The organism is Marinospirillum perlucidum, assembly GCF_003336805.1.
GTDB classification, from domain to species: Bacteria; Pseudomonadota; Gammaproteobacteria; order Pseudomonadales; family Halomonadaceae; genus Marinospirillum; species Marinospirillum perlucidum.
In genome coordinates, this window is the sequence record NZ_QFWJ01000004.1 from 177,102 (window position 1) to 202,332 (window position 25,231).

General features: G+C 55.4%; 21 protein-coding genes. 14 read left to right on the forward strand and 7 right to left on the reverse strand.

Annotated elements, in window-relative coordinates; genetic code table 11:
• Nucleotides 1-23 precede the first annotated feature (23 nt).
• Nucleotides 24-1,122, forward strand: a protein-coding gene (prfB, locus tag DFK18_RS07965) for a peptide chain release factor 2 (protein WP_114417725.1) whose coding sequence is annotated in 2 segments (ribosomal slippage) — nucleotides 24-98 and nucleotides 100-1,122 — 1,098 coding nt in all. Because the reading frame shifts where the segments join, the coding sequence is not laid out codon by codon here.
• A gap of 5 nt (nucleotides 1,123-1,127) precedes the next feature.
• Nucleotides 1,128-2,603: a lysine--tRNA ligase gene (gene lysS / locus DFK18_RS07970; RefSeq protein ID WP_114417726.1), complete on the forward strand. Its 1,476-nt coding sequence runs from the start codon at nucleotides 1,128-1,130 to the stop codon at nucleotides 2,601-2,603.
• A gap of 63 nt (nucleotides 2,604-2,666) precedes the next feature.
• On the opposite strand, the gene DFK18_RS07975 is transcribed toward lysS, so the two are convergent.
• Nucleotides 2,667-4,178, reverse strand: coding sequence for a Ppx/GppA phosphatase family protein (locus DFK18_RS07975; RefSeq protein WP_114417727.1), 1,512 nt, complete (start codon nucleotides 4,176-4,178; stop codon nucleotides 2,667-2,669).
• A gap of 158 nt (nucleotides 4,179-4,336) precedes the next feature.
• On the opposite strand from DFK18_RS07975, the gene trxA reads away from it, so the two are divergent.
• The 5 genes from trxA to folM all read left to right on the forward strand — a co-directional run bounded on the left by trxA (nucleotide 4,337) and on the right by folM (nucleotide 9,377).
• Nucleotides 4,337-4,663, forward strand: coding sequence for a thioredoxin TrxA (gene trxA / locus DFK18_RS07980; protein WP_114417728.1), 327 nt, complete (start codon nucleotides 4,337-4,339; stop codon nucleotides 4,661-4,663).
• 374 nt (nucleotides 4,664-5,037) lie between these two features.
• Nucleotides 5,038-6,297, forward strand: coding sequence for a transcription termination factor Rho (rho, locus tag DFK18_RS07985; RefSeq protein WP_114417729.1), 1,260 nt, complete (start codon nucleotides 5,038-5,040; stop codon nucleotides 6,295-6,297).
• A gap of 128 nt (nucleotides 6,298-6,425) precedes the next feature.
• Nucleotides 6,426-7,904 (forward strand): 4-hydroxy-3-polyprenylbenzoate decarboxylase, encoded by a 1,479-nt coding sequence (gene ubiD, locus DFK18_RS07990; RefSeq protein WP_114417730.1) that lies wholly within the window; start codon nucleotides 6,426-6,428, stop codon nucleotides 7,902-7,904.
• A gap of 8 nt (nucleotides 7,905-7,912) precedes the next feature.
• Nucleotides 7,913-8,635, forward strand: a complete 723-nt coding sequence (locus DFK18_RS07995) for a ferredoxin reductase domain-containing protein (protein WP_162299730.1) — start codon at nucleotides 7,913-7,915, stop codon at nucleotides 8,633-8,635.
• Nucleotides 8,628-9,377, forward strand: coding sequence for a dihydromonapterin reductase (folM, locus tag DFK18_RS08000; RefSeq protein ID WP_114417732.1), 750 nt, complete (start codon nucleotides 8,628-8,630; stop codon nucleotides 9,375-9,377). The genes DFK18_RS07995 and folM overlap by 8 nt, the downstream gene beginning before the upstream one ends.
• 42 nt (nucleotides 9,378-9,419) lie before the next feature.
• Here the strand turns inward: folM and DFK18_RS08005 are convergent, their stop codons facing one another.
• Nucleotides 9,420-10,184 carry a TraX family protein gene (locus DFK18_RS08005; RefSeq protein WP_114417733.1) on the reverse strand — a complete coding sequence of 255 codons (765 nt, stop codon included), beginning with the start codon at nucleotides 10,182-10,184 and terminating at the stop codon, nucleotides 9,420-9,422.
• A 117-nt stretch (nucleotides 10,185-10,301) separates the two neighbouring features.
• Between DFK18_RS08005 and DFK18_RS08010 the strand changes: the two genes are divergently transcribed.
• A complete protein-coding gene (locus tag DFK18_RS08010) occupies nucleotides 10,302-11,000 on the forward strand; it encodes a methyl-accepting chemotaxis protein (RefSeq protein ID WP_114417734.1) in 699 nt (232 codons plus the stop codon).
• 58 nt (nucleotides 11,001-11,058) lie between these two features.
• Here the strand turns inward: DFK18_RS08010 and DFK18_RS08015 are convergent, their stop codons facing one another.
• Nucleotides 11,059-11,484 carry a DNA polymerase III subunit chi gene (locus DFK18_RS08015; protein WP_114417735.1) on the reverse strand — a complete coding sequence of 142 codons (426 nt, stop codon included), beginning with the start codon at nucleotides 11,482-11,484 and terminating at the stop codon, nucleotides 11,059-11,061.
• Between the two features lie 3 nt (nucleotides 11,485-11,487).
• Nucleotides 11,488-12,996 (reverse strand): leucyl aminopeptidase, encoded by a 1,509-nt coding sequence (locus tag DFK18_RS08020; RefSeq protein ID WP_114417736.1) that lies wholly within the window; start codon nucleotides 12,994-12,996, stop codon nucleotides 11,488-11,490.
• A gap of 110 nt (nucleotides 12,997-13,106) precedes the next feature.
• Between DFK18_RS08020 and lptF the strand changes: the two genes are divergently transcribed.
• From lptF to DFK18_RS08035, 3 genes are read left to right on the forward strand one after another with little or no spacing between them, the layout of a single operon-like run.
• Nucleotides 13,107-14,165 carry an LPS export ABC transporter permease LptF gene (gene lptF / locus DFK18_RS08025; protein WP_162299731.1) on the forward strand — a complete coding sequence of 353 codons (1,059 nt, stop codon included), beginning with the start codon at nucleotides 13,107-13,109 and terminating at the stop codon, nucleotides 14,163-14,165.
• A complete protein-coding gene (gene lptG / locus DFK18_RS08030; RefSeq protein WP_114417738.1) occupies nucleotides 14,162-15,229 on the forward strand; it encodes an LPS export ABC transporter permease LptG in 1,068 nt (355 codons plus the stop codon). The genes lptF and lptG overlap by 4 nt, the downstream gene beginning before the upstream one ends.
• Nucleotides 15,230-15,241: 12 nt before the next feature.
• A complete protein-coding gene (locus tag DFK18_RS08035; protein WP_114417739.1) occupies nucleotides 15,242-15,694 on the forward strand; it encodes an RDD family protein in 453 nt (150 codons plus the stop codon).
• Between the two features lie 25 nt (nucleotides 15,695-15,719).
• On the opposite strand, the gene DFK18_RS08040 is transcribed toward DFK18_RS08035, so the two are convergent.
• The 3 genes from DFK18_RS08040 to DFK18_RS08050 form a co-directional block, all read right to left on the reverse strand.
• Nucleotides 15,720-17,378 carry a fatty acid--CoA ligase gene (locus DFK18_RS08040; RefSeq protein WP_114417740.1) on the reverse strand — a complete coding sequence of 553 codons (1,659 nt, stop codon included), beginning with the start codon at nucleotides 17,376-17,378 and terminating at the stop codon, nucleotides 15,720-15,722.
• Nucleotides 17,379-17,460: 82 nt separating this feature from the next.
• Complete coding sequence (bktB, locus tag DFK18_RS08045; protein ID WP_114417741.1) at nucleotides 17,461-18,645, reverse strand: beta-ketothiolase BktB; 1,185 nt, start codon at nucleotides 18,643-18,645, stop codon at nucleotides 17,461-17,463.
• Between the two features lie 15 nt (nucleotides 18,646-18,660).
• Nucleotides 18,661-19,800, reverse strand: coding sequence for an acyl-CoA dehydrogenase family protein (locus DFK18_RS08050; protein ID WP_114417742.1), 1,140 nt, complete (start codon nucleotides 19,798-19,800; stop codon nucleotides 18,661-18,663).
• Between the two features lie 93 nt (nucleotides 19,801-19,893).
• Between DFK18_RS08050 and DFK18_RS08055 the strand changes: the two genes are divergently transcribed.
• The 3 genes from DFK18_RS08055 (at nucleotide 19,894) to DFK18_RS08065 (ending at nucleotide 25,217) form a co-directional block, all read left to right on the forward strand.
• A complete protein-coding gene (locus DFK18_RS08055; protein ID WP_114417743.1) occupies nucleotides 19,894-20,910 on the forward strand; it encodes an AraC family transcriptional regulator in 1,017 nt (338 codons plus the stop codon).
• Between the two features lie 81 nt (nucleotides 20,911-20,991).
• Entirely contained in the window at nucleotides 20,992-22,014 is a 1,023-nt protein-coding gene (locus DFK18_RS08060) for an efflux RND transporter periplasmic adaptor subunit (RefSeq protein WP_114417744.1), read from the forward strand.
• Nucleotides 22,011-25,217 carry an efflux RND transporter permease subunit gene (locus DFK18_RS08065; protein WP_114417745.1) on the forward strand — a complete coding sequence of 1,069 codons (3,207 nt, stop codon included), beginning with the start codon at nucleotides 22,011-22,013 and terminating at the stop codon, nucleotides 25,215-25,217. Before DFK18_RS08060 ends, DFK18_RS08065 begins: the two co-directional genes overlap by 4 nt.
• The last annotated feature ends 14 nt before the right edge of the window (nucleotides 25,218-25,231 follow it).

Genomic DNA, 25,231 nt, shown 5'->3' on the forward strand with positions numbered 1-25,231 from the left:
AACGAGCTGGAGAAGCCAACCCCATGCTGGAAATCAACCCGCTGGTATCCCTGATCAAAGACATGCAAGAACGCACCGACGTTCTTAGGGGGTATCTTTGACTATGCTGAAAAGAAAGACCGTCTAGAAGAAGTCACCCGCGAACTGGAACAGCCGGATATCTGGAACGAACCTGACCGGGCCCAGGCTCTGGGTAAAGAGCGTTCGCAACTGGAAACCATTGTGAACACTCTGGAAGCCCTGGATCAAGGGCTGGTGGATACTCTGGATATCCTGGAACTGGCGGCTGCCGAAGATGACGAAGGCACCGTAAATGAAGCTGAAGCTGATCTGGCTGATCTGCAAAAACAGCTGGAAAGCCTGGAGTTTCGTCGCATGTTTTCCGGGGAAATGGACCCGGCCAACTGCTTTGTGGATATTCAGTCCGGTTCCGGCGGTACCGAGGCTCAGGACTGGTCGGAAATGCTGCTGCGCATGTACCTGCGCTGGTGTGACCAGCATGGCTTCAAGGCCGAGCTGGTGGAAGCCTCTGCCGGTGATGTGGCTGGTATTAAATCGGCGACCATCCGCGTGGAAGGCGAATATGCCTTTGGCTGGCTGAGAACCGAAACCGGCGTTCATCGCCTGGTTCGCAAGAGTCCTTTTGATTCCGGTGGTCGTCGCCACACTTCCTTTGCTTCCGTGTTTGTTTCCCCGGAAGTGGATGACAGCTTTGAAATCGATATCAATCCGGCCGATCTGCGTATTGATGTTTACCGCGCCTCCGGTGCGGGCGGTCAGCACGTTAACAGAACTGAATCGGCGGTCAGGATTACTCACCTGCCCACCAATACCGTGGTGGCCTGTCAGTCCGGACGTTCCCAGCACCAGAACAAAGACTTCGCCATGAAGCAGCTGAAGTCGCGCTTGTACGAGCTGGAAATGCAAAAGCGCAATGCCGAAAAACAAAAGCTGGAAGATTCCAAGGCCGATATCGGCTGGGGCAGTCAGATCCGTTCCTATGTGCTGGATGATTCACGCATCAAGGATCTGCGTACCGGGATTGAAAACCGTAATACCCAGGCCGTGCTGGATGGGGACCTGGACAAATTTATTGAAGCCAGTCTTAAGCAGGGGCTATAAACAAAATGACTGAAGACGATAACAAGTTGATTGCTGAGCGCCGCGCCAAGCTGGCTGCCAGACGTGAAGCCGGTAACGCCTTTCCCAACCACCTGCGTCGCGATGCCTATGCGGCTGATCTGCAGAAAGAGTTGGGTGACAAGGAAAAACCCGAGCTGGAAGAACTCAATCGCCCCGCCAAGGTGGCTGGTCGCATCCTGCGTAAACGCGGTCCCTTTATTGTCATCCAGGATGTCAGTGGTCAAATCCAGCTGTATGTGGATAAAAAAGGTCTGGATGAAGACCAGAAAGAAGATATCAAGACCTGGGATCTGGGTGATCTGGTCTATGCCGAAGGTCCGGTTCATAAATCCGGCAAGGGCGATCTTTACATCCATATCGTCAAAAGCCAGCTGCTGACCAAAAGCCTGCGTCCTCTGCCCGACAAGTTTCACGGTCTGGCCGACCAGGAGATGCGCTACCGCCAGCGCTATGTGGATCTGATTGTTAACCCCGAATCCCGTGATGCTTTTGTGGTGCGCTCACGTGTCATCAGCGGTATCCGCCGTTTTATGGAAACACGCGGTTTCATGGAGGTGGAAACCCCCATGTTGCAGACGATTCCCGGTGGCGCCACAGCACGTCCTTTTATCACCCATCATAATGCCCTGGATCAGGACATGTACCTGAGGATTGCCCCCGAGCTTTACCTCAAGCGACTGGTCGTGGGTGGTTTCGAGCAGGTTTACGAAATTAACCGTAACTTCCGCAATGAAGGCCTGTCGACGCGGCATAACCCGGAATTCACCATGCTGGAATTCTACTGGGCCTATGCCGATTACAACCAGTTGATGGATCTGACCGAAGAAATGCTGCGAACTCTGGCCGATGACGTCCTGGGCAGCAGTCAGCTGCACTACCAGGGTGAAGACTATGACTTCGGTAAGCCTTTCCAGCGTTTGACCATGACCGAAGCCGTGGTTGAGTACGGTGATGGCATCTCTGCTGATCAGTTGCAGGATCGTGAGGGCGTTGCGGCCCTGGCCAAACAGCTCAAGCTGGAAATCAAGGATTCCTGGGGCTGGGGTCGTATTCTGACCGAGATCTTTGAAGAGGTGGCCGAAGAGAAATTGCGTCAGCCCACCTTTATCACCGAATATCCTGCCGAGGTTTCACCGCTGGCGCGCCGCAACGATGACAAGCCGGAAGTGACTGACCGCTTTGAATTCTTTGTTGGCGGGCGTGAAATTGCCAATGGCTTCTCGGAGTTGAACGACGCTGAAGATCAGCGCGATCGCTTCCTGGAGCAGGTCGCTGAAAAAGAGGCGGGCGATGATGAAGCCATGTTCTTTGATGCCGATTATATTCGTGCTCTGGAATATGGTCTGCCGCCCACTGCTGGTGAAGGGATCGGTATCGACCGCCTGGTAATGCTGTTTACCGATTCGCCGTCGATTCGGGATGTGCTCCTCTTCCCGGCCATGCGCCCGGAAGTGGAATAACGGCCTGGCAGCAGACGAAAAAAACCGGCCCCTTGAAGGAGCCGGTTTTTTTATGGGTGATGATTATTCGTAAACCAGTTCAAAGCCAACATTGTTCAGCCACTTGGCTTCCTGCTGAAGATCGTTCATCAACAGCGGTTGGTTTTCCAGCCAGCCTTGGGGAAAACGCAGGTACATGGTTTCCTTCGATTGGCTGTTATCCAGTTCCAGAGTGAAATCCAGAAGAGGACTGTCAGGGCGGCTGTGATGCAGGAGTACGGCCAGGCGCAAAAGGCGGGCCAGGCGTTGTAGTTTGAGCTGGTATTCAGGGGCAAAGCTCTTGAACTCGTTGGCGGGAAATTTACGCCGGTGAGCACGAACCAGTACGGCCAGAATTTGCTGTTGCTGGCGGGTAAAGCCGGCCAGATCAGCATAGGTCAGCAGGTAGGCACCATGCTTGTGATACTGGGTGTGAGCGACATTCAGGCCGATTTCATGTAGCTGGGCAGCCCAGCGCAGCTTGTTGCTCCAGCTGGGATGGCTCAGGCCCCAGGCGCGTGCCACCTGATCCAGACCCTTGAGCGCAGCCTGGCAGACCAGATCACTTTGTTGCTGATCCACTTGAAAGCGCTCCATCAGGGAGCCGACCGTACGATCACGGATATCCTGATCGGTGCCGGTGCCCGCCAGTTCGTAAAGCAGACCCTCACGCAGCGCCCCCTCGGCATAGTGCATTTCCTGAAGTTGCAGGGCCTCAAAGAAGGCAGAGGTGATGGCTAGCCCGGCTGCTATGACCTTGGCTCTATCCTCACGCATGCCAAAGCGCACCCAGCCGCGTGTCGACTTGGTCTTGAAGAGTTCTTTTTCCAGCTCATGCAGGTTTTTGGGCGTCAGAGGAGCAAATTCCCCCTTACCCACGACGAGCGACAGGGTTTTCAGGGTGCCGGAGCTGCCCTGTACCCGCTCCCAGCCGTGAGCCAGAAAGGATTTCTGGATATGCAGCAGCTCGCTGAGAGCGGCCAAACGTGCCTTTTGATAATTCTGTTCGCTGAAATTGCCATCGCCAAAAAATTGCTGGGTGTAGCTGACACAGCCCATGTGCAGGCTTTCCAGCAGGCGAGGTTCCCCACCTTCACCGGCAATAAATTCGGTACTGCCGCCGCCGATATCGATGACCAGACGTTTTTGATCAAACTTGGGGGAGGTGTGCACCACTCCAGCATAAATCAGACGGGCTTCCTCGCGGCCGGCAATCACTTCGATGGAAGTCCCTAGCAGTTCCTGGGCTCGGGTAATGAATTCCCCGGAGTTACGTGCAGCCCTTAAGGCATTGGTGCCCACAGCCCTGACCTGGTTTTCTTCCAGTCCCTGGATAAAGGGGGCCATCCGCTCCAGGCATTCCAGTCCACGCTGCTGAGCTTCTTCGCTCAGATAGCCGCGTTCATCCAGTCCTGCAGCCAGCTGAACCTTTTCGCCCAGGCGTTTGAGCAGGCTGAGTTCCCCTTTGATTTTGCGGGCCAGCACCAGATGAAAACTGTTGGAACCCAAATCCAGTGCGGCCAGGGTCGAGCCTTCGGGTAGCGAAGCGTCTGCCATAATTATCTTGTTTCCAATAGACGTTTAAAGTGGTCTGTTGGCTGGTAAAGATAGCATTAAAAACATGAAGATTATATTTCTTCAGGCTTTAGGTGGTGGATAGAGGGTGCTATGATAATCGAGATACTTGGTTTAATACCGCTTAGGAGTGTACAGAGATGAGTTCCAATATCGTTAATGTCAGTGATGCCAGTTTTGAGGAAGAGGTGCTTCAATCAGAGGTTCCCGTTCTGGTTGATTACTGGGCAGAGTGGTGCGGTCCCTGCAAGATGATCGCTCCGGTTCTGGAAGAAGTTGCCAGTGAATACGAAGATCGCCTCAAGGTCTGCAAGCTGAATATTGACGAAAATACAGACACACCGGCTAAATTTGGCATCCGTGGCATTCCGACCCTGATGGTCTTCAAGGGTGGTAAGTCCGAAGCCACGAAAGTCGGCGCCCTGTCGAAATCCCAGCTGACCAGCTTTATCGACGAAACTCTGTAAAGCTTCCCGGGTCTAGTACTTGCAATTTCTTACATTAAGGGCTTGCGTACTAGACCTTTTCTAAGGCAAGATAAGGCTGCTCTGCGCGGCTCCACTATCTTTGCGTAGAGAGAAAAGAATTACTCTTAAAGTCAGAGGCCCTGTCTCTGATGAGGTCATCATAATCCGGCCTGCCCCAAGACCCCTGAGTCAATCAGCAATTTCCGGTCTTCAATAACCGCCACTGTTTTATTAACTGGCAAGTGTTAGCCTGAAGGTTCCTGTGCAGTTGTAGACTCAACATCTCATTTGCCTTGCGTGCAAGTCGGAATTAATTATCCACTCCGTAAAAAAAGCGGAAATATTACTCCTGGCAAGATCACCATATAAAACCCATGAATCTGACCGAATTAAAGCAGAAATCCGTCCCTGAACTAATGGAAATCGCCAACGAAATGGGCATAGAACACGTTGCCCGTTCTCGTAAACAAGACATTATTTTTGCCGTACTCAAGCGGCACGCCAAGAGCGGTGAAGACATCTACGGCGATGGTGTCCTGGAAATACTCCAAGATGGCTTTGGGTTTCTGCGCTCGTCAGATTCCTCTTATCTGGCCGGCCCTGATGATATCTATGTGTCCCCCAGCCAGATTCGCCGATTTAATTTACGCAAGGGCGACAGTATTTCCGGCAAAATACGTCCTCCCAAAGACAGTGAACGCTATTTTGCCCTCCTAAAAGTTGATTCCATCAATTTTGACCGCCCCGACAACGCCAAGCATAAAATCCTCTTTGAAAACCTGACTCCCCTCTTCCCCGACTCCCGCTTGATTATGGAAGTGGGTAACGGTTCCAGCGAAGACCTGACAGCACGGATTATCGATCTGGTTTCCCCCATCGGTAAGGGGCAACGGGGTCTGATCGTTTCCCCGCCCAAAGCGGGTAAAACCCTGATGCTGCAGAATGTTGCCAATTCCATCAAACGCAACAATCCAGAATGTCATCTGATTGTTCTGCTGATTGACGAGCGTCCGGAAGAAGTGACCGAAATGCAGCGTACTGTGCGTGGCGAAGTGGTTGCATCGACCTTTGATGAGCCGCCTGCACGTCACGTACAGGTCGCGGAAATGGTCATTGAAAAGGCCAAGCGTCTGGTTGAACACAAGCTGGATGTGGTCATCCTGCTGGATTCTATCACTCGTCTGGCCCGCGCCTACAACACCGTAGTGCCCAGCTCCGGCAAGGTACTGACCGGTGGTGTGGATGCCCATGCCCTGGAAAAACCCAAGCGTTTCTTCGGTGCTGCCCGTAATATCGAAGAAGGCGGCAGTCTGACTATCATGGCGACTGCCCTGGTTGATACCGGTTCCAAAATGGATGAAGTTATCTATGAGGAATTCAAGGGTACCGGCAATATGGAAGTCCACCTGGACCGTAAAGTGGCCGAGAAGCGGGTTTACCCGGCGATCAATATCCGCCGCTCCGGCACCCGCCGTGAAGACCTCCTGGCGACTGAAGAAGAGCTGCAGCGCATGTGGATACTGCGCAAGCTGCTTAACCCCATGGAAGATGTTGCCGCAACCGAATTCCTGGTGGATCGTCTCAAGGACACTAAAACCAATGTGGAATTCTTCGAGGCTATGAAGCGCAAGTAATAAGTGGGAGCGCAGCCCTCTGCGTGAAAAGATCGTGCGCAGAGCGAACTCCCACATGCGATCTTCCAGATATAAAACAAGGCAAGCCCCAGGGCTTGCCTTTTGTCCATTAAGAGGCAGAAAATCCCATGAAATATAAGGATTTGCGCGATTTTATCAGTCAGTTGGAAGCCCGCGGTCTGCTCAAGCGCGTGACCCAGGAAATCGACCCCCACCTGGAAATGACGGAAATTGCCGACCGCACTCTGAGAGCGGGCGGGCCAGCTATCCTTTTTGAGAACCCCAAGGGCCATGCTACACCGGTGCTGGCTAACCTGTTCGGCACCCCGGAAAGAGTCGCTTTGGGCATGGGGGCAGAATCCCTGGAAGCCCTGCGCGAAATCGGCAAGCTGCTGGCCTACCTGAAGGAACCCGATCCCCCCAAGGGCATGAAGGATGCCTGGGAAAAACTGCCTATTTTCAAAAAAGTGCTCAGCATGAGCCCCAAGGTGGTGAAAAAAGCTCCCTGCCAGGAAGTCGTGGAAGAAGGCGAAGACGTGGATCTCTACCGCCTGCCCATCATGCACTGCTGGCCGGGCGACGCCGCACCCCTGGTTACCTGGCCGCTGGTGATTACCCAGAACGAAAAGAAGGGGCGGGAAAATCTGGGCATTTACCGTCAACAACTGCTGGGTAAGAACAAACTGATCATGCGCTGGCTGGCACATCGTGGCGGGGCGCTGGACTACCAGAAATTCTGCCGTGAAAATCCCGGTCAGCGTTTTCCCGTCTGTGTGGCCCTGGGTGCTGATCCGGCCACGATTCTGGGGGCAGTGACGCCGGTTCCCGATACCCTGTCCGAATATGCTTTTGCCGGGCTTTTACGCGATAGCAAGACAGAACTGGTGAAATCCCTGGGCTCTGATCTAAGGGTACCTGCCTCGGCGGAAATCGTGCTGGAAGGCTATATCCAACCGGGCGAAACCGCCCCTGAAGGCCCCTTTGGTGATCACACGGGTTACTACAATGAAGTGGATGACTTCCCCGTTTTTACAGTTGAGCGGGTGACGCGTCGGCGGGATGCCATCTATCATTCAACCTATACGGGACGTCCACCGGATGAACCGGCTGTTCTGGGTGTGGCCCTGAATGAAGTGTTTGTACCCATTTTGCAGAAGCAGTTTCCGGAAATCGTGGATTTTTATCTGCCGCCGGAAGGCTGTTCCTATCGGATGGCGGTAGTGACCATTCGCAAGCAGTATCCGGGACATGCCAAGCGGGTGATGTTGGGTGTCTGGAGCTTTTTGCGCCAGTTTATGTACACCAAGTTTGTCGTGGTCACCGATGATGACGTCAATGCCCGTGACTGGAAGGATGTGATCTGGGCCATGACCACACGCATGGACCCGGCCAGGGACACGGTAATGATCGAAAATACACCGATTGATTATCTGGATTTTGCATCTCCGGTCTCGGGTCTGGGTTCCAAAATGGGACTGGATGCCACCAACAAATGGCCGGGCGAAACCGATCGTGAATGGGGAACGCCCATCGTCATGGATTCAGCAGTCAAGGACCGGGTCGATGCCATCTGGGACCAACTGGGTCTGGACACAAGCCAAAGCTAAGGAAGTATATGACTAAACAGATTCTACAAGCGCGCATCACGCGCCTGGAAGAAAGGGGAGACCGAGTCTTCCGCCTGGGCCTGGAAGCTGACGAAGCTTTTGTTTATGAGGCCGGGCAGTATTTGGAAATTCAGGTGACTGAGGACATCTGGGCGCCTTTTTCTATTGCCTCGGCACCCCATCAGAAGGAACTGGAACTGCATATCCAGTATCTGCCCGGACGCGAAGTATCCGAAACCCTCTATCAGAAGCTGATCCAGGGCGGCACCCTGACACTGAGGCTAGCTACAGGTGAATGCCTGCTACCCAAGGAAGAACAACCACTGGTGCTGGTCGCCGGGGGGACGGGTTTTGCCCAGATGAAATCTCTGCTGGAAGCCGCTTTTGAAAGAGGTTGGCAAGCTCCCCTGACCCTCTATTGGGGGGCACGTAATCGCGAAGGGCTCTATGCCCTGGATTTGGCCAGAGACTGGGAAAGCAACTACAGTAACTTTACGCTGCTGCCCTGTGTTGATCTCGCTGATGCTGATTGGAAGGGGCGTAATTGCAGCCTGGTCGAATCCCTGGGGATGGATTATATCGATCCTGATTCGGCCAGCGAAGTGAAGGGCTTTTGCAGTGGTTCACCGGCTTTGGTCTATGCCATTGAAGACCTGATGATGACTCGTGGCATGCCGCCGCGTTCGCTGCTCAGTGATGTTCATGCTTATGCACCGAGAAACTATGACTGATACTGCAGGCAAGGCACCGGTAGTGATTACCGGTGCTGGACAAAGAGGCGGCCTCTACCTGGCCGAGCGACTTCTGGAGAAAGAACAGCCAGTCGTGATCAGCTATCGCACCCGCAAACCGGGTGTGGATAAATTGGAGCGGCTGGGTGCCGAGGTGATCCAGGCCGATTTCTCTCAGGATGCTGGCATTCTGGATTTTGCCGAGGCAATCAAGGCGCGTCATACCTCGCTGAGAGCCCTTATTCATAATGCCTCGGACTGGGCCAGCGATCCTCTTCCTGAGCAGCCTGCGCAAGAAGCGGCTGACGTCTTTCAGCGGATGTTCCAGATACACCAGCAAACCCCTTTCCTGCTGAACAACCAGTTGCATCCGCTGTTGCAGTGCTGGGCCGGTATCAACAACCAGGCGGCCGATATCATCCATATTACTGATGATGTCGTACGCCGGGGTTCGGCCAAGCATGCTGCTTATGTGGCCAGTAAAGCCGGTCTGGAAAGTCTCAACCTCTCTTTTGCCGCGCGTTTTGCTCCGGATATCAAGGTCAACAGCGTGGCCCCGGCCCTGCTGGCCTTTAATGAAGGGGATAGCCCCGAGTACCAGGAAAAGGTACTGGCCAAGTCACCCTTGCACCTGGAACCCGGTTTTGCAGTGCTCTGGCAGTCTGTGGACTATTTGCTGGAGCAGCCTTACATGACCGGTAATCTTTTGCGCCTAAATGGCGGACGTCACCTGAAAGGATAACCCTCTTGCCACTGAACTCGGATGTATCTGCCTTTATCTATCTTAGGCGATAAGTCGGGCGATTGCGCCGATGATAAACAGATGCAGGGGATACCAGGACAGCCAGAGCCAACGCGGAAAAGGTGGTTTCCAGATGGATGCTTTTTCTGCCAACCAGGGCAGCAAAATCAAAACAGCCAGGGCCAGGTAGGTATGCAGGCGTGGCACCCATCCGGAATTAACGGCCAGCACCATCGCCAGCGGCAGCAGGCAGCTGGTCAACCAGATGATACGGGCAGACAGGGAATTGTGGCGCTGCCCGTAAGCCAGGTACATCACTGCCAGCGAAGGGGTGAAGAGAATTCCCGCTAAACCATAATCTACTCGTGCAGCCAGCAGGCCACTGAAGAGCAGCGTCAGCCCGGTCATCCCGCCCCAGGTAAGCAACTGGGCTGAAGCAATCGGGTTTTGGCTTAACTGCCAGGCCTGCTTGATCAGGGCCGTAATTGCCAGTCCCAGAGCCAGGGTAAAGCAGACATTCAACCGGGTATCCCAGAGGGATTCCTGATGCATCCAGGCATAGGCGGGCTGTGCAATCAGAGCAATAATCAGGATTCTTAGCAGGTAACGACCCAGGTGGCGGCTGTTATGCATGGCATGCCAGGCCAGCAAGGCGGCAAAAGCAGGAAAAGCCCAGCGTCCCAGGGTATAGATCACCCAATAGTAGTCATAGTTGCCGGGCTGCAGGTAGCGGGCGGAATGGTCCAGGGTCATGGTGATAACCGCCAGCCATTGCACCCAGGGAATCCAGGAGTTGTTGATGGGCATCTTGATTAAAAAGGGCTTTTACCTGTGGTGATTGCTGGTATCATGTTTTGCGTGTAATTTCAGGAAGCAACTTGACCCTTGACCCGAGTTTCTTTGACCTAAGAAGGCCCGCAAACTATGAGTTCAGAAGAGTATCAACAGGATACGGATTTCACCGAAACTGACGACGCTGCCCGTATTTACGAAAGCATTGCCAACCGTATGAATGGCTTCTTGTACCGTTGTCGCAATGACAAGAACTTTACCATGACAAATATGGCCGGGGCTGTAAAAAAGGTCACGGGTTATGCTGAAAAGGATTTGTTGAACAACCAGCGCCTTTCTTATGTATCCCTGATTCATCAGGATGATATCAAAAAAGTGGATTCAGCTGTCGAAGAGGGCATGGAAAATAATACCAACTGGAATGTGGACTATCGTCTGCGTCGGGCGGATGGCAGCATCCAGTGGGTCAATGAACACGGCGGAGCTGTTTATAACGACCGCGGTGAAGTTGATTACCTGGAAGGCGTGGTTGCGGATATCAATGACCGCAAGGCCCAGGAAGCGGATCGCAAGGAAAAAATGGAAGATGTCGGGGTCACCAGTAACCAGATCATCAACCAGACCCAGAAGATCCTGCAGGTTCTGAAAACCCTGAAGATGCTGAGTCTTAATGCCAGTATCGAAGCGGCCCGGGCCGGTGAAGCCGGACGCGGTTTTGCCGTGGTCGCCGATCAGGTCAAAGAATTGGCGGATGAAACCGGCAAGTCGGCACAATCCATTACCCAGTTGATGGGTGAGCTGGAAGAAAAACTCAACGAAGCCAGTGAATAAAAGACTTCGCTGAAAGAATCACGAAAAAGGCAGCTCTCAGAGCTGCCTTTTTTGGTTTTTACCGGCGCATGTCATGGGCCTGAATCGGATAACCCCGATCACGGTAATACTTCCAGTCATCGCGTTTGGGTTTTTTAACCGCTTCCGAGGCATCAATGATTTCTGCCACCCGCTTGAAGCGGGAGAAGTGACCCGGCACCTTCAGGTCCAGATTCAACAACACCTCATGGTGATCGCCGGGTTCTTCCTGCCAACCGATTTCCACCGGTGAGGGCGGCTGTTGGCCCAGAAGCCCGTGGGGTAGAAAGGCTTCGGGTTTAAAACTCCAAAGCTGTTCGTCCAGTTGCCTCGCGGTGCTTTCATCGGCCACATGGATATACAAGCGATAGCCCTTGCGCCAGATGGTTTCTGCCAGACGACAGGCAAAATCCCAGCGGCTGGAGGCCTGGTCTCCAGCCAGAAGATAAAAGTCGATCTGGGTCATCGGTTACTCGGAAGTCGCCGCCTTGGTTTCCTGATCGAGCAGGTATTGCAGCAATAGACCTACCGGACGACCTGTCGCCCCCTTGAGTTTGCCCGAGTGCCAGGCTGTACCGGCGATATCCAGGTGCGCCCAGCGGAAGTTTTCGGCAAAACGCGACAGGAAGCAGGCTGCCGTGATGGTGCCTGCCGGACGCCCGCCGATGTTTTGCATGTCGGCAAAATTGGAATCCAATTGCTCTTGGTATTCCTCCCAGAGTGGCAGCTGCCAGGCTCTGTCCTCGGCATTGATTCCGGCTTCCAGCAGTTCCTTGGCCAGCTCCTCGTCATTACTCAGCAGGCCGGTGGCCTGATGGCCCAGGGCAATAATGCAGGCGCCCGTCAGAGTGGCGATATCCACCACGCTTTGTGGCTGGTAGCGTTCGGCATAGGTGAGGGCATCACACAGCACCAGACGGCCTTCGGCATCGGTATTGAGCACTTCCACGGTTTTGCCGGACAGGGTGGTGTAGATATCACCCGGCTTGTTGGCATTGCTGGATGGCATGTTTTCAGCCGCGGCAATCATGAACACCAGGTTGATTTTAGGCTTGATTTGACGCACGGCTTCCAGGGTGCCCAGAACACTGGCGGCACCGCACATGTCGAATTTCATTTCGTCCATGCCTTCGCCGGGCTTGAGGCTGATCCCGCCGGAGTCAAAGGTAATCCCCTTGCCCAGCAGCAGGTGAGGGGCTTCTTCCGGGTCCTTGGCTCCCTTGTATTCGACCACGATGAGCCGAGGTGGCTGGTCACTGCCTTTGCCCACAGCCAGGAGGCTGTTCATGCCCAGTTCCTGCATTTCCTTTTCATCCAGAATCTGGGTGCTGAAGGCGGAATCCTTGGCGACCAACTCCTGAGCCGTCTCGGCCAGGTGAATCGGGGTGCAGACATTGCCGGGACGGTTGCCCAGGGTGCGTGCCAGGTTCTTGCCCTGACCCAGCGCCTGACCAGTTTGCAGGGCTTTTTCACCTTCTGCGGAATCTTGGTTTTCCGGCCAATAGAAGAGGATTTCTTCGGGCAGGTTGTCTTCGCTTTCTTTGGATTTGAATTCGGTAAAACGGTAAAAGCTGGTTTCAGCCATCTCGGCCAGCAGGCGCAGCTTCCAGGCGGCATCGCGGCCTTGCAGCGGGGTGTCGGCCAGGGTGATGAAGGAATCATGCAGATTCAGTTGAGCCAGCTGGTCATAGGCGGCCTTACAGGCCTTGCGGAATTTGGAGGGAGTAAGCTCTGCTTCCTTGCCCATACCCACCAGCAGAATGCGCTGGGCTTCGGCACCGGGAGCAAAGGGCAGTAAAAACGTCTTGCCCAGAGTGGCCTTGAAATCACCCCGGTCGAGAATCTGGCCAATCAGGGATTCGGTGGATTTATCGATTGCCTGACCGCTGAATGTAAGGCTACCTTCCTGCATCACCGGCAGGACAACACAGGCTGTTTCCGTCAGCGCGGGGGAATTGGTAACCAGTTTAAAGTTCATAACCACTCCGAAAAAAGATGTTAGTAACAAGTGTGGCAAGACAAGCCAGCTAGTGGTGTAGGATAATGGCTTTATATGAGAATTGCATCGTTTGATTGTTGGAGCTGTCCTTGATTCTTTACCGCTATCTGGCCAGGGAAATCATCACGTCCACCCTGGCCGTTTCCAGTATTCTCTTGCTGGTTATTCTTGGCAGCCGCTTTGCCCGTTACCTGGGACGTGCCGCTTCGGGACGCCTGTCTCTGGATTCCCTGGGTCAGCTGACTTTTTTGTACCTGCCCTATGCCGCCCAGATGATCCTGCCGATCAGCTTTATTCTGGCGGTGATGATGACCTTTGGCCGTCTTTATATGGAAAGCGAAATGGCGGTGATTCAATCCAGTGGGGTCAGCCAGCGCAAACTGCTCAAGCTGGTGCTGGGCTTAGGGGTGTTGCTGACACTGGTGACGGGTTTTTCCAGCCTCTATCTGACGCCCTTGGCCCAGCTGGAATCGGAAAAGGTCATTCAGGAACAGCAACGGCGCACCGGATTTGAATCCCTGACCCCCGGGCAGTTTGTGGAACTGGGCGATCAGGCGGTTTATGCCGAAGCCATCAGTGACGACCAACAGACGCTGCAAAGAGTTTTTATTGCCCAGGGGGATGAAAGCACTGATCAACTGGCAGTCGCGCGCCGGGGTTTTCAGCAGCTAGCGGAAGAAACCCAGAGCCGTTTTCTGATTCTGGAAGAGGGTTATCGCTACGAACTGCCACTGGAAGACCTGTCCATGACGGTTCTTGATTATGAGCGCTATGCCCTGCGCCTGGGGGTCTATCAGCCTCCTACGATCCAGGAAGAAGTCGAGGCGATGTTTTTGAGCCAGCTGCTGGCCAGTGATGCTTTGGCTGCACGGGTCGAGTTGCAATGGCGATTGGCTCTTCCGGTGATGGTCCTGATCATGGTGTTGGTGGCCTTTCCGCTGACCAAGGTTAATCCGCGTCAGGGGCGTTTTATGACCCTTTTGCCGGTGCTGTTCTTACAGATGATTTTTCTCACCGGGGTCATGTCCCTGCAGGACACCATTAATAAAGGCCAGTGGCCGCTGTATCCGGGGCTCTGGGCCGTGCATGCCGGTTTTCTGCTTTTGGGGCTGCTGCTGTGCTGGTGCCGAGGAGTCTTTGCCAAATGAAACTCCTGGGCCGTTACCTTTCCCGTGCTGTTCTCAACGCCAGTCTGGCGGTGTTATTGGTCATCGTGGGGCTGGATTTTGTCTTTACTCTTCTGGAAGAACTCAAGGATCTGACCGACGACTACACCCTGCTTAATGCCGTGGTCTATCTGCTGATTCGCCTGCCTGAACGACTCTATCTGTTTTTACCGGTGGGCATCCTGGTCGGGGTGTTGATTGGCCTGGGCAGCCTGGCATCAACCAGCGAACTCACGGTCATGCGTGCTGCCGGTGTTTCCATCCCGCGTTTGATCCTGCATGCCTCACGTCCGGTGATTGCACTTTTGGTGATGGCCATGCTGGCCAGTGAATATCTGCTGCTGGACTGGACCCAGGCTGCGGAAACCTATCGCTGGGAGACCCGAACGGGACGTCAGGCTGCTACGGTCAGCAGTGCCCGGGATCTCTGGTTGAAAGAAGACACGGCTTTCTATCGCATTAATGTGGCCCGTGATGATGGTCGCCTGTTGGGAATCAGTATTTACCAACTGGACGAAGACTGGCAGTTTGAACGTCGTATTACCGCCCCCCAGGCTGAATACCGCGAAGGCCAGTGGTATCTGCAGGAGGCACGTGAAATCCAGATGCATCCGGGCTCGGTCAGCGAAAAGCGGTATCCGGAAATGGCTTTCCCGCTGCCTTTGCAGCCCGAGCTGGTCGCGCTTCAGGCTTTTGAACCGGCTGACTTGCCGCCTTCGGATCTCTGGCGTTTTGGTCACTACCTGGAAGATAAAGGCCAGTCCAGCGGTTTTTACTGGCTGTCCTTCTGGCAGAAGGTCTTGTTGCCGGTAACGGTGCTGGCAGTGGTGCTTTTGGGGGCTTCCTTCACTTTTGGTCCACTGCGCAGTGTGCCTGCCGGAACCCGGGTCTTTCATGGCATAATTATCGGTCTTTCCGTGAAGTTTGCCCAGGATCTGCTGGGTCCTTCCGCCCTGCTCTGGGGGTTTACGCCCGCCCTGGCGGTTTTGATTCCGGCAGCTTTTTGTACTCTTTGGGCCATCTGGCTCATTCGTAAAGCAGGATAACAGGATACTTGCATGCCTAGAGTTTTTGATCACCTGAATGACATCTACCCGGCGGGTCTCTTCCGGCGCCTGGCCGCCATGGTTTATGACCTGCTGCTGATTGTTGCCCTGTTGATGCTGGTGGGTTTTATCGGTGTCGCCCTCTCCGGTGGCGAGGCCAATGAAAGTGTCTGGTTCCGGGGAGCCGTCCTGCTGGTGCCCGCGGTCTTCTATGCCTTCTTCTGGCGGCGGGCAGGACAAACCTTGGGCATGCTGGCCTGGCGACTGCGTGTACAGACTCCGGCGGGTCAGCCCATCAACTTCAAACAGACGCTCTTGCGTCTTCTGGGTGGTTTGTTGTCCTGGAGTTGTCTGGGCCTGGGTTATCTGTGGCTGTTTTTCGATCGGGAAAAACGCACCTGGCCGGATTTGTTTTCCGGCACCCAGGTGGTCGTGCTTCCCTCCAAGAAGAAAGCCAAGGGCTGAAGCCAAGCGCCTCAGCCCCGGTTGATCAGGCCAATTCCTGGCGGATGACCTTCTTGTTGAGCTTGCCGACGCTGGTTTTGGGAATTTCTTCAACCAGCAGGAGTTTTTCCGGCAGGGCCCATTTGTTGATGCGTCCCTGATCGACAAACACCTGCAGGTGTTCAAGCAGGTCGGCGGTTTCTGGTGGACGCGAAGGATCACGGGCCACTACCAGCGCAGCCGGTCTTTCGCCCCACTGGTCGTTGGCAATACCTACCACGGCCACTTCCGCTACCTCGGCATGCTGGCTGATCAGGTTTTCCAATTCCAGTGAGGAAATCCATTCACCCCCGGTTTTGATCACATCCTTGATGCGGTCACGAATCTGCAAAAAGCCGCGCTCGTCCAGCGTGGCCACGTCACCGGTGTGCAGCCAACCATCCCGCCAGAGTTCTTCACTGCGCTCTTCTTCCTTGTAGTAGGCCTGGGTCAGCCAGGGGGCGCGCACTCTAACCTCACCGACACTTTCACCATCATGCGGCAGAGGCTGACCGCTTTCATCCACCACCTGGATATCCACAAAGGGTACCGGCAGGCCGGTTTTACAACGCCAGGGCAGCTGGGTTTCAAAATCGGCTTCGGCAATATCCTCGGGAAGAACGGCTGCAGTCAGCAGCGGGCAGGTTTCCGACATGCCATAGGCGCTGCGGGTATCGATACCCAGATCCCAGGCCTTGCGGGCCAAGCCCTGGGGCAGGGCACTACCACCGATAAGAACATGCCAGCCGGAAAGATCAACCTTGCCGGAAGTAATGGCATCTGCTGAAACCACCATATTCAAGAGGGTGGGCACACAGTGGGAAATATCCACTTTTTCCGTAACCAGCAGCTTAACCAGCATTTCCGGTTCATAGCGGCCGGGATAGACCTGAGTCGCCCCCATCAGGGTGGCGGTATAGGGAACCCCCCAGGCATGCACATGAAACATGGGGGTGATGGGCATGTAGACCTTGCTGCGATCGAGTAGCTGGAAACCTGGAGTCTGGAAGATATTGGCTTCAGCCAGGGTATGCAGCACCAATTGACGGTGGGTAAAGAAAACCCCCTTGGGGTTGCCGGTGGTACCGGTGGTGTAAAAGAGGGTGGCTACGGCATTTTCATCAAAGGTCTGGAAGTCATAGCTGTCGGGTTGTTGGGCCAGCAGCTGTTCGTATTCACCGACCAGTGGCAGGGAGGTGGAGGCTTCCTGACCGCTTTCCTGGCACAGCAGATAGCCTTTTACCCGGGGAAGCTTCTCTGCCAGTGGTTCCAGCAGGGGTAAAAAGTCTTCATGGGTGAGAACAAAAACATCCTCGGCGTGATCCATGGTGTAGAGAATCTGTTCGGGAGCCAGGCGCACATTAACGGTATGCAGCACGGCCCCGATCATGGGGATGGCAAAAAAGCATTCCAGGTAACGGTGGCTGTCCCAATCCAGAACGGCGACCACATCACCAGCCTGAACGCCCTGACTGGTCAGCAGATGGGCCAGACGATGGACCCGCTTTTCAAATTCACGGTAGCTATGGCGGCTCAAATCACGATAAACAATGGGGTTGTCGCCAGCCATGCGCACGCCGGAGCGCAGCAGGTCAGCAATCATCATGGGTGGATCTTCGGCCGCTGGAGTGGCGGGAAGGAGTTTAGGTTGCAGGGGGGAAGTCATTTTTATTCTCCTTGCTTGTTATTTTTCTGGCAGGAATTGCCAGCCTGGGCTAGCCAGACTGAAAATCAGTCTGGCAGCTCGACTAGAGTCTTTCCAATACCAGGGCGATACCCTGACCGCCACCGATACAGAGGGTGATCAGGCCATAGCGTCCCTGGATTCTCTCCAGTTCATGCAGCGTCTTGACCGTGAGGATACTGCCGGTAGCACCAACCGGATGCCCCAGGGCTACCGCCCCGCCATTGGGGTTCACCTTGGCTGAATCCAGCCCCAGCTCACGAGATACGGCCATTGCCTGGGCGGCAAAAGCCTCGTTGGATTCAATCACATCCAGGTCTTGTAGCTGGAGTCCGGCTTGATCGAGAGCCTTGTTGACGGCATTGACCGGTCCCATGCCCATGATCTTGGGGTCGACGCCACAAAAGCTGCTGGCCAGAATTCTGGCTCTGGGTTTTAAACCCTGGCGCTGGGCTGCTTCTTCGGTGGCCAGCAGGAGGCTGGCGGCCCCATCATTGATGCCGGATGCATTGCCGGGGGTAACCAGACCTTCTTGCTTGAAGGCCGGTTTAAGTCGGGCAAAATCCTCGCTGCTGGCCTCCTGGCGAACATGCTCATCCTGGGCAAAGGTGATTTCCTTGCGGCCTTTTTTGATCGTCAGCGGTAGGATCTGCGAATCAAAATGACCCTGCTGGATGGCTGCGGCTGCACGACGATGGCTTTCCAGGGCAAAGGCATCCACTTCTTCCCGGCTGAAACCGTAGTTTTCGGCAATGCGTTCAGCGGTCAGGCCCATGTGGCCACTGCCGAAGGGATCACTGAGAACACCCAGGGTCAGATCCTGAACTTCGCCATTGCCCAGACGCAGCCCCTTGCGTACGCCCGGCAGCAGATAGGCGCCACGGCTCATGGATTCAGCGCCCCCGGCCAGAGCTAACTGGCTGTCGCCACCTTCCAGCATCTGGGCGGCGGAAATAATGGCCTGAAGACCCGATCCGCATAGACGATTGACATTAAAAGCGGCGGATTCCTGGGCAAGACCGCTATTCAGGGCAATATGTCGGGCCAGGTAGGCATCCTGGGGGGCTGTAGTGATGATATGGCCGTAGACGGCATGGTCGATCAGCGTCGGGTCCAGCTGGCTGCGCTGAATTACTTCCCGGGCTGTAGCGGTTCCCAACTGCTCGGGGGTCATTTCCGCCAGACTGCCACCAAAGCCGCCGATGGCGGTACGCACACCTTCAACCACAACAACAGATTCAAATTTCATGGCAAGCTCCTGTCTTTATTTGCCCAGCAGTGAGCGGGCGATGACTTCTTTCATGATTTCCGAGGTGCCTGCATAGAGCGTCTGGATACGGGCATCAACATAGAAGCGTGAAATCGGGTATTCCAGGGTATAACCATAGCCACCAAAGAGCTGCAGGCATTCATCAATGGTGCGGCACTGCATTTCACTGAGTTGCAGTTTGAGAATAGCGGCATCGGTCGGCGTCATTTTTCCCTGGCGGTAGAGGTCGACACAGCGGTCAAAATAAGCCCGCGCCATATCGATCTGGGCGCGAACTTCGGCCAGTTTGAAGCGGGTGTTCTGGAAGTCGGCAATGCGCTGACCAAAAGCCTTGCGCTCTTGCACATAATCCAGCGTCAGGGCCAGGGCTCCTTCCATGGCCCCCAGGGCTTGGGAGCCAACGCCCAGGCGCTCACGCGGCAGTTCCTGCATCAGGTAGGCAAAACCCGCCCCTTCCTCGCCCAGCAGGGCGGATTCGGGCAGGCGCAATTGATCAAAAAAGAGTTCTGCCGTGTCACTGGCATGCTGGCCGATTTTCTTGATCGGCTTACCACGGGAGAAGCCGGGCAGATGGCTATCCACCAGAAACAGCGAGACCCCTTTAGCACCGGCGGACGGGTCGGTTTTGGCACAGACAATCACCAGGTCGGCCTGCATGCCGTTGGTAATGAAAATCTTGGAGCCATCCAGTTGCCAGCCATCCTCGCAACGGGTTGCCCGGGTCTTGATGGCAGCCAGATCACTACCTGCTCCGGGTTCGGTCATGGCAATGGCGCTCATGACTTCACCACTGGCCATGCGTGGTAGCCACTCCTGTTTCTGCTCTTCGCTGGCCAGATGTTCCAGATAGGGAATAACGATGTTGGAATGGATGTTATAGCCACTGGCCAGACCGCCATAACCCCGGCGCGATATTTCCTCGATTACCATCTGGGTGATGCTGAAATCGGCTCCGGTGCCGCCGTAATCTTCGTCCAGATCCACAGCCAGCATCCCGGCTTCACCGAGTTTCAGCCAGAAATCACGGGGTACTTCACCGGCGGCTTCCCAGGCTTCGTAGTGGGGATCGGCTTCCTGATCCAGAAAACGGGCAATCATGTCCTGAAAAAGGGACAGGTCTTCAGATGAACTCATGCACTTTTTACTCTTGTTGTTTGGCTGATCGAGTCATAATAGGATGCAAGGAAGGAAAAATATTGCTTAAATCAGCCAGAGTTTTAGCCGATCATGCCAATCACCCCCTCGACCCTGCCCATTCATCTCGTGACCAGTCTGCTGGAGGTTGCAGGCATCGACAGGAGTAGCCGGGTAGAGCTGTTGAATCAGGCCGGTATCCCCCTGTTTCTCTTGGATAAACCCCAGGGTCGGGTGACGGTGCAGCAGTTTGCCGGGCTTTATCGATTGCTGGTGCAGGAAAAACAGGATGAAATGCCGGGCTTTTTCAGTCGTGCCCTGCGACCGGGGGCACTCAAGTTCCTCTGCCTGGGACTGTTGGATGCGCCCAATCTGCAGGTGGCGCTCTATCGCTACTGTCAGTATTTCCGTGTATTGATGGATGACCTTCGCTATGACCTGGAGATTCATCACCAGCAGGCCTGCCTGACCTTGAGCGAACAGCTGCCACCACGAACCGAAGCCATTCTGGTGCATGAGATGCTATTAAAGCTGGTGCATGGCCTGGCCTCCTGGTTGATCGGAGAAAAGATACCGCCACTGAAAATCGATTGTGCTTATCCCGCCCCGCAAGACGGGGGCGATCCCCTTTATTTTTATCCGGGGCAGGTGAATTTCAATCAGCCGCGTACGGCGATTTATTTTGATCGTCTACTCCTGAAAAAACCGCTGCGACAAAGCCGGCGCAGCCTGGCTTCCTTTCTGAAAAAGGCACCGGAAAACTGGATCGATGTTTCCTTCCCGGATCGTCAATTGACGCCCCGAGTTCAGGAATACTTGCTCGACCGGGGAATGGCTGCTTCTATACAGGAAGTGGCTGCTGATCTTCACCTGTCTGTGCGTACGTTGTCACGGCGTTTGCAGCGTGAAGGCACCAGCTTTCAGGGAGTCAAGGATGAAGTGCGGCGGGATGAAGCCATCGCCTGGCTGACCCGCAATCATCAGCCTCTGACTTCCCTGGCGGGGCATCTGGGGTTTGAAGACCTGCCCAGTTTTAACCGGGCATTCAAAAAATGGACCGGCAGTCCGCCCGGCGCTTACCGGCGAGGCTTGCGCCCAAAAACAGCTTGACACTTATTATATTAGTATAATATAAATTAGAAAATTCCAGCCCTTGTTGGGCTCAAGTTTATCGGTGCGAGGAAAGGAACAATGATCAACTTCTGGAGTCGGGCTCTTGTGGCCCTGCTGATGACCGCCGGGGCCGCTCAGGTCCAGGCTCTGGAGACCCGCCAGGTGGAAAGAGCCCCCTTGCAGGAAAGTATCGAGCTGGATGGTGTTTTGGAAGCCATTCGCCAGACCACCGTGTCGGCACAAACCTCCGGCCAGATAAAGGCGATTCATTTCGATGTGGATGATGCCGTCCTGCCCGGTGAAGTTATCCTTGAGCTGGATGCTACCGAACAGGAAGCCCGCCTGCGCCAGGCCGAAGCCGGTCTGCAGGAAGCTGAAGCAGGCCTGCGTGATGCCCGCCAGAACTACAATCGCATCCAGGAAGTCTATGAGCGCGGATTGACCTCTTCTGCCCAGATGGACCAGGCTAGCAATCAGCTGGAAGCGGCCAAGGCCCGTCAGGCTCGTGCCGAAGCTGCCGTGGAAGAAGCCCGGCAGCAGCTGGCCTATACCCGGGTGATCGCCCCCTATGGCGGTATCGTGACCCAGCGGCATGTCGAAGAGGGCAGTTCGGTGAATCCGGGCCAACCCCTGATCAGTGGTCTGTCCCTGGAAGAACTGCGGGTCGTGGTCGCCTTGCCCCAGCGCTATGCCGCCCTAGCTCGCCAGGAGCGTGAGGCTCAGGTACGTCTGAATGCCGAGCGCGTTCTGGATATCAGTGATATGACTTTCTATCCCCATGCTGATCCGGCCACCCATACCTTTCGGGTACGCATGAACCTGAGCAATCCTGAAGGTGATCTTTTCCCCGGCATGCTGGTCAAGGTGGAAATTCCGGTTCGCGAGACCTCGGCCCTGTGGATTCCGCGTGAAGCGCTGGTAGAGCGGGGCGAGCTGCGGGGTGTTTACACCCTGAAGGATGAAGGCCAGCCACGTCTGCGTCAGATCCGCATCGGTCGTCGTGAAGAAAACCGCATTGAAGTCCTCTCCGGTCTGGTGGAAGGCGAAGCCGTAGTGCTACATCCTCTGGCCGCCCTGCGTGAAATGGAGGCCGAAGAATGACTGAAAAAAGCAAACTGGGCTTGTCCGGTCGGATTGCCGCGGCCTTCCAGACCTCGCGTCTGACTCCCCTGCTGGCCCTGGCCGGTCTGTTGATGGGGCTGTTTGCCGTAGCGGTGACCCCCAAGGAAGAAGAACCCCAGATTGATGTCACCATGGCTGATGTCTTTATCGCCTTTCCCGGTGCCAGTCCCGCTGAAGTGGAACAGCTGGTGGCCACTCCCGGCGAGCAGGTCATGAGTGAAATGGCCGGGGTGGAGCATGTCTATTCGGTGTCCCGTCAGGGAATGGCCGTTCTCACCGTGCAATTTGCAGTGGGGGTGCCTCGTCAGGAAGCCCTGGTCAATCTCTATAACCAGGTTTACACCAACCTGGATTGGCTGCCCCCCGGTTTGGGTACCCGCCAGCCTTTAATTAAGGCCAAGGGCATCGATGATGTGCCCATTATGGCGCTGACGCTGATGAGCACCTCGCCGCAAACTACGGCCGAGGATTTGACGCGTGTTGCCCATACCCTGGAAACAGAACTCAAGCGTATTCCCGGAACGCGGGATATCTACACCCTCGGTGGAGCCCGTGATGAAGTTCGCGTGGTGTTCGATCCGGCGCGTCTGGCTGGCTACAACCTGGCCCTGACCGATTTGCAGCAGGCGCTGGAAGCCGCCAATGCCACTTCACCCCAGGTGCCCGTAATCCGTGATGGTGTGGCCTTGCCCGTTCAGGCCGGAGAACTCCTGACGCAAGTAGAAGAGGTTCGCCGTCTGGTGGTGGGTATGCATCAGGGTGCGCCGGTCTTTCTGGAAGACGTGGCGGATATCAGTCGTGGCGGCCAGATTCCCGAGCAGCTGGTGACAACCGGTTTTGGTCCGGCAGGTGAACATGCCAGCGGCAACCTCTATCAGGCCGTGACCCTAGCGATTGCCAAACAGCCGGGCGAAAATGCCATCGATATTACCCGTCAGGTCAGCGAGCGTTTGCAACTGTTGGAAAACCGTGTTCTGCCTGATGATGTCGAATTGCTGGTAACTCGTGACTATGGCAGTACTGCTGCCAACAAATCCAGCACCCTGATTACCAAGCTGTTGTTTGCCACCGGCTCGGTTGTGGTTCTGGTGTTGGGTGCTCTGGGTTGGCGTCAGGCGCTGATCGTGGGGATTGCCGTGGTGATTACCCTGGCCACGACCCTGTTTTTCTCCTGGGCCTGGGGCTTTACCCTCAACCGGGTTTCCCTTTTTGCGCTGATTTTTTCCATCGGTATTCTGGTGGATGATGCCATTGTGGTGGTGGAGAACATTCACCGCCATCTGCAGCTGGGGGCCAAATCCCTGACCGAGGCTATTCCCCGTGCGGTGGATGAGGTCGGTGGTCCAACCATCCTGGCAACCTTCACCGTCATTGCAGCCCTGCTGCCCATGGCCTTTGTCTCCGGGCTGATGGGGCCTTATATGAGCCCCATTCCCATTAATGCTTCTGCAGGGATGCTGATCTCCCTGGTGATTGCCTTTGTCGTTACCCCCTGGTTGGCGGTAAAGCTGATGAAGCACGACCATGGGCATCCGACTGCGATGGAAGAAGCACCGGTGAAAGGCCGTATTCTGGGCTTTTTCGAGAAAACCATGCAGCCTTTCCTGGGTGCCAATCGCAAGCGCCGCTGGCTTCTGGGCGCTGGTGTGGTTGCTCTGACAGTAGGGGCAGCTCTGTTGCCAGTCACCCTGACCGTGGTGATGAAAATGCTGCCGTTTGATAACAAATCCGAGTTCCAGGTGATCGTGGACATGCCCGAGGGTACGCCTGTGGAGGAAACCCATCGGGTGCTTCTGGCCCTGGGCGAAGAGCTGGAAGGCGTGGCTGAAGTCAAGAACTGGCAGGCCTATGCCGGTACCGCTGCGCCGATCAATTTCAATGGCCTGGTGCGTCAGTACTACCTGCGCAGAGATCCGCACATGGGGGATCTGCAGGTAAACCTGGTGGATAAGTCCGAGCGCGATCGGGCATCCCACGAAATTGCCCTGGCTGTGCGTGAACCCCTGCAGGCCATCGGCCGCCAGTGGCAGGCCAACGTCAAGGTGGTGGAAGTACCGCCGGGGCCGCCGGTACTGTCTCCGGTGGTGGCCGAAGTCTATGGCCCCGATCCTGAAGTCCGTGCTCGGGTAGCCCGTGAGCTGGAAAGCCGTCTGCAATCCACACCCGGTCTGGTGGATGTGGACACCACGCTGGAAGCCGAAGCCAATCGTTGGCTGATCGATGTGGATCGGGATAGAGCTGCCTATCTGGGCGTTGCCCAGGCGCAGGTGGTTCAGGCTATTTCCCTGGCATTGGGGCAGGTGGAAGTCAGTTATCTGCACGATGAGCAGATGAAGTACCCGCTGCCGATACGTCTGCAACTGGCCGAAGGCGATCAGGCGCGCGCTTCCCGCCTGCTGTCGCTGAAGGTCAGGAATCGCAATGGCGATCTGGTCAGTCTGTCGGAATTTGCCCAGGTGCGGGCGGCCGATTGGCAGGCGGCTATCTATCACAAGGATCTGCTGCCGGTGACCTATGTCATGGCCGATATGGCCGGTGAGCTGGATTCTCCGCTTTACGGAATGTTTGATGCCGTTTTCAGTCTGCAGGAGGAAGCTTCAGAGCTGGATCAATACTTTATCACCCAGCCGGATTGGCCTTCGACGGCAGCAATCAAGTGGGATGGTGAGTGGCAGATTACCTATGAAACCTTCCGTGATATGGGCATTGCCTATGCCGTGGGCATGATTCTGATCTATATGCTGGTGGTGGCCCAGTTCAAATCCTATCTGGTGCCCCTGGTCATCATGGCTCCGATCCCGCTGACGCTGATCGGTATCATGCCTGGCCATGCGCTTCTGGGGCAGCAGTTCACCGCCACCAGTATGATCGGCATGATCGCCCTGGCCGGGATCATCGTACGCAACTCCATTTTGCTGGTGGATTTTATCAACCAGCAGCTCAAGCTGGGCAAGAGCTGGGAGTCAGCCGTGGTAGAGGCTGCAGCCGTCCGTGCCCAACCGATTATCCTGACGGCTCTGGCAGCCATGGTGGGGGCCTTCTTTATCATCGATGACCCCATTTTTAATGGTCTGGCCATTGCCCTGATTTTCGGTTTGCTGGTCTCCACAGCCTTGACCCTGGTGGTGATCCCGCTGCTCTACTACGCCCTCTACCACCAGCGGGAACTGCCACCTAGCTGAGCCTTTTCCAGTCG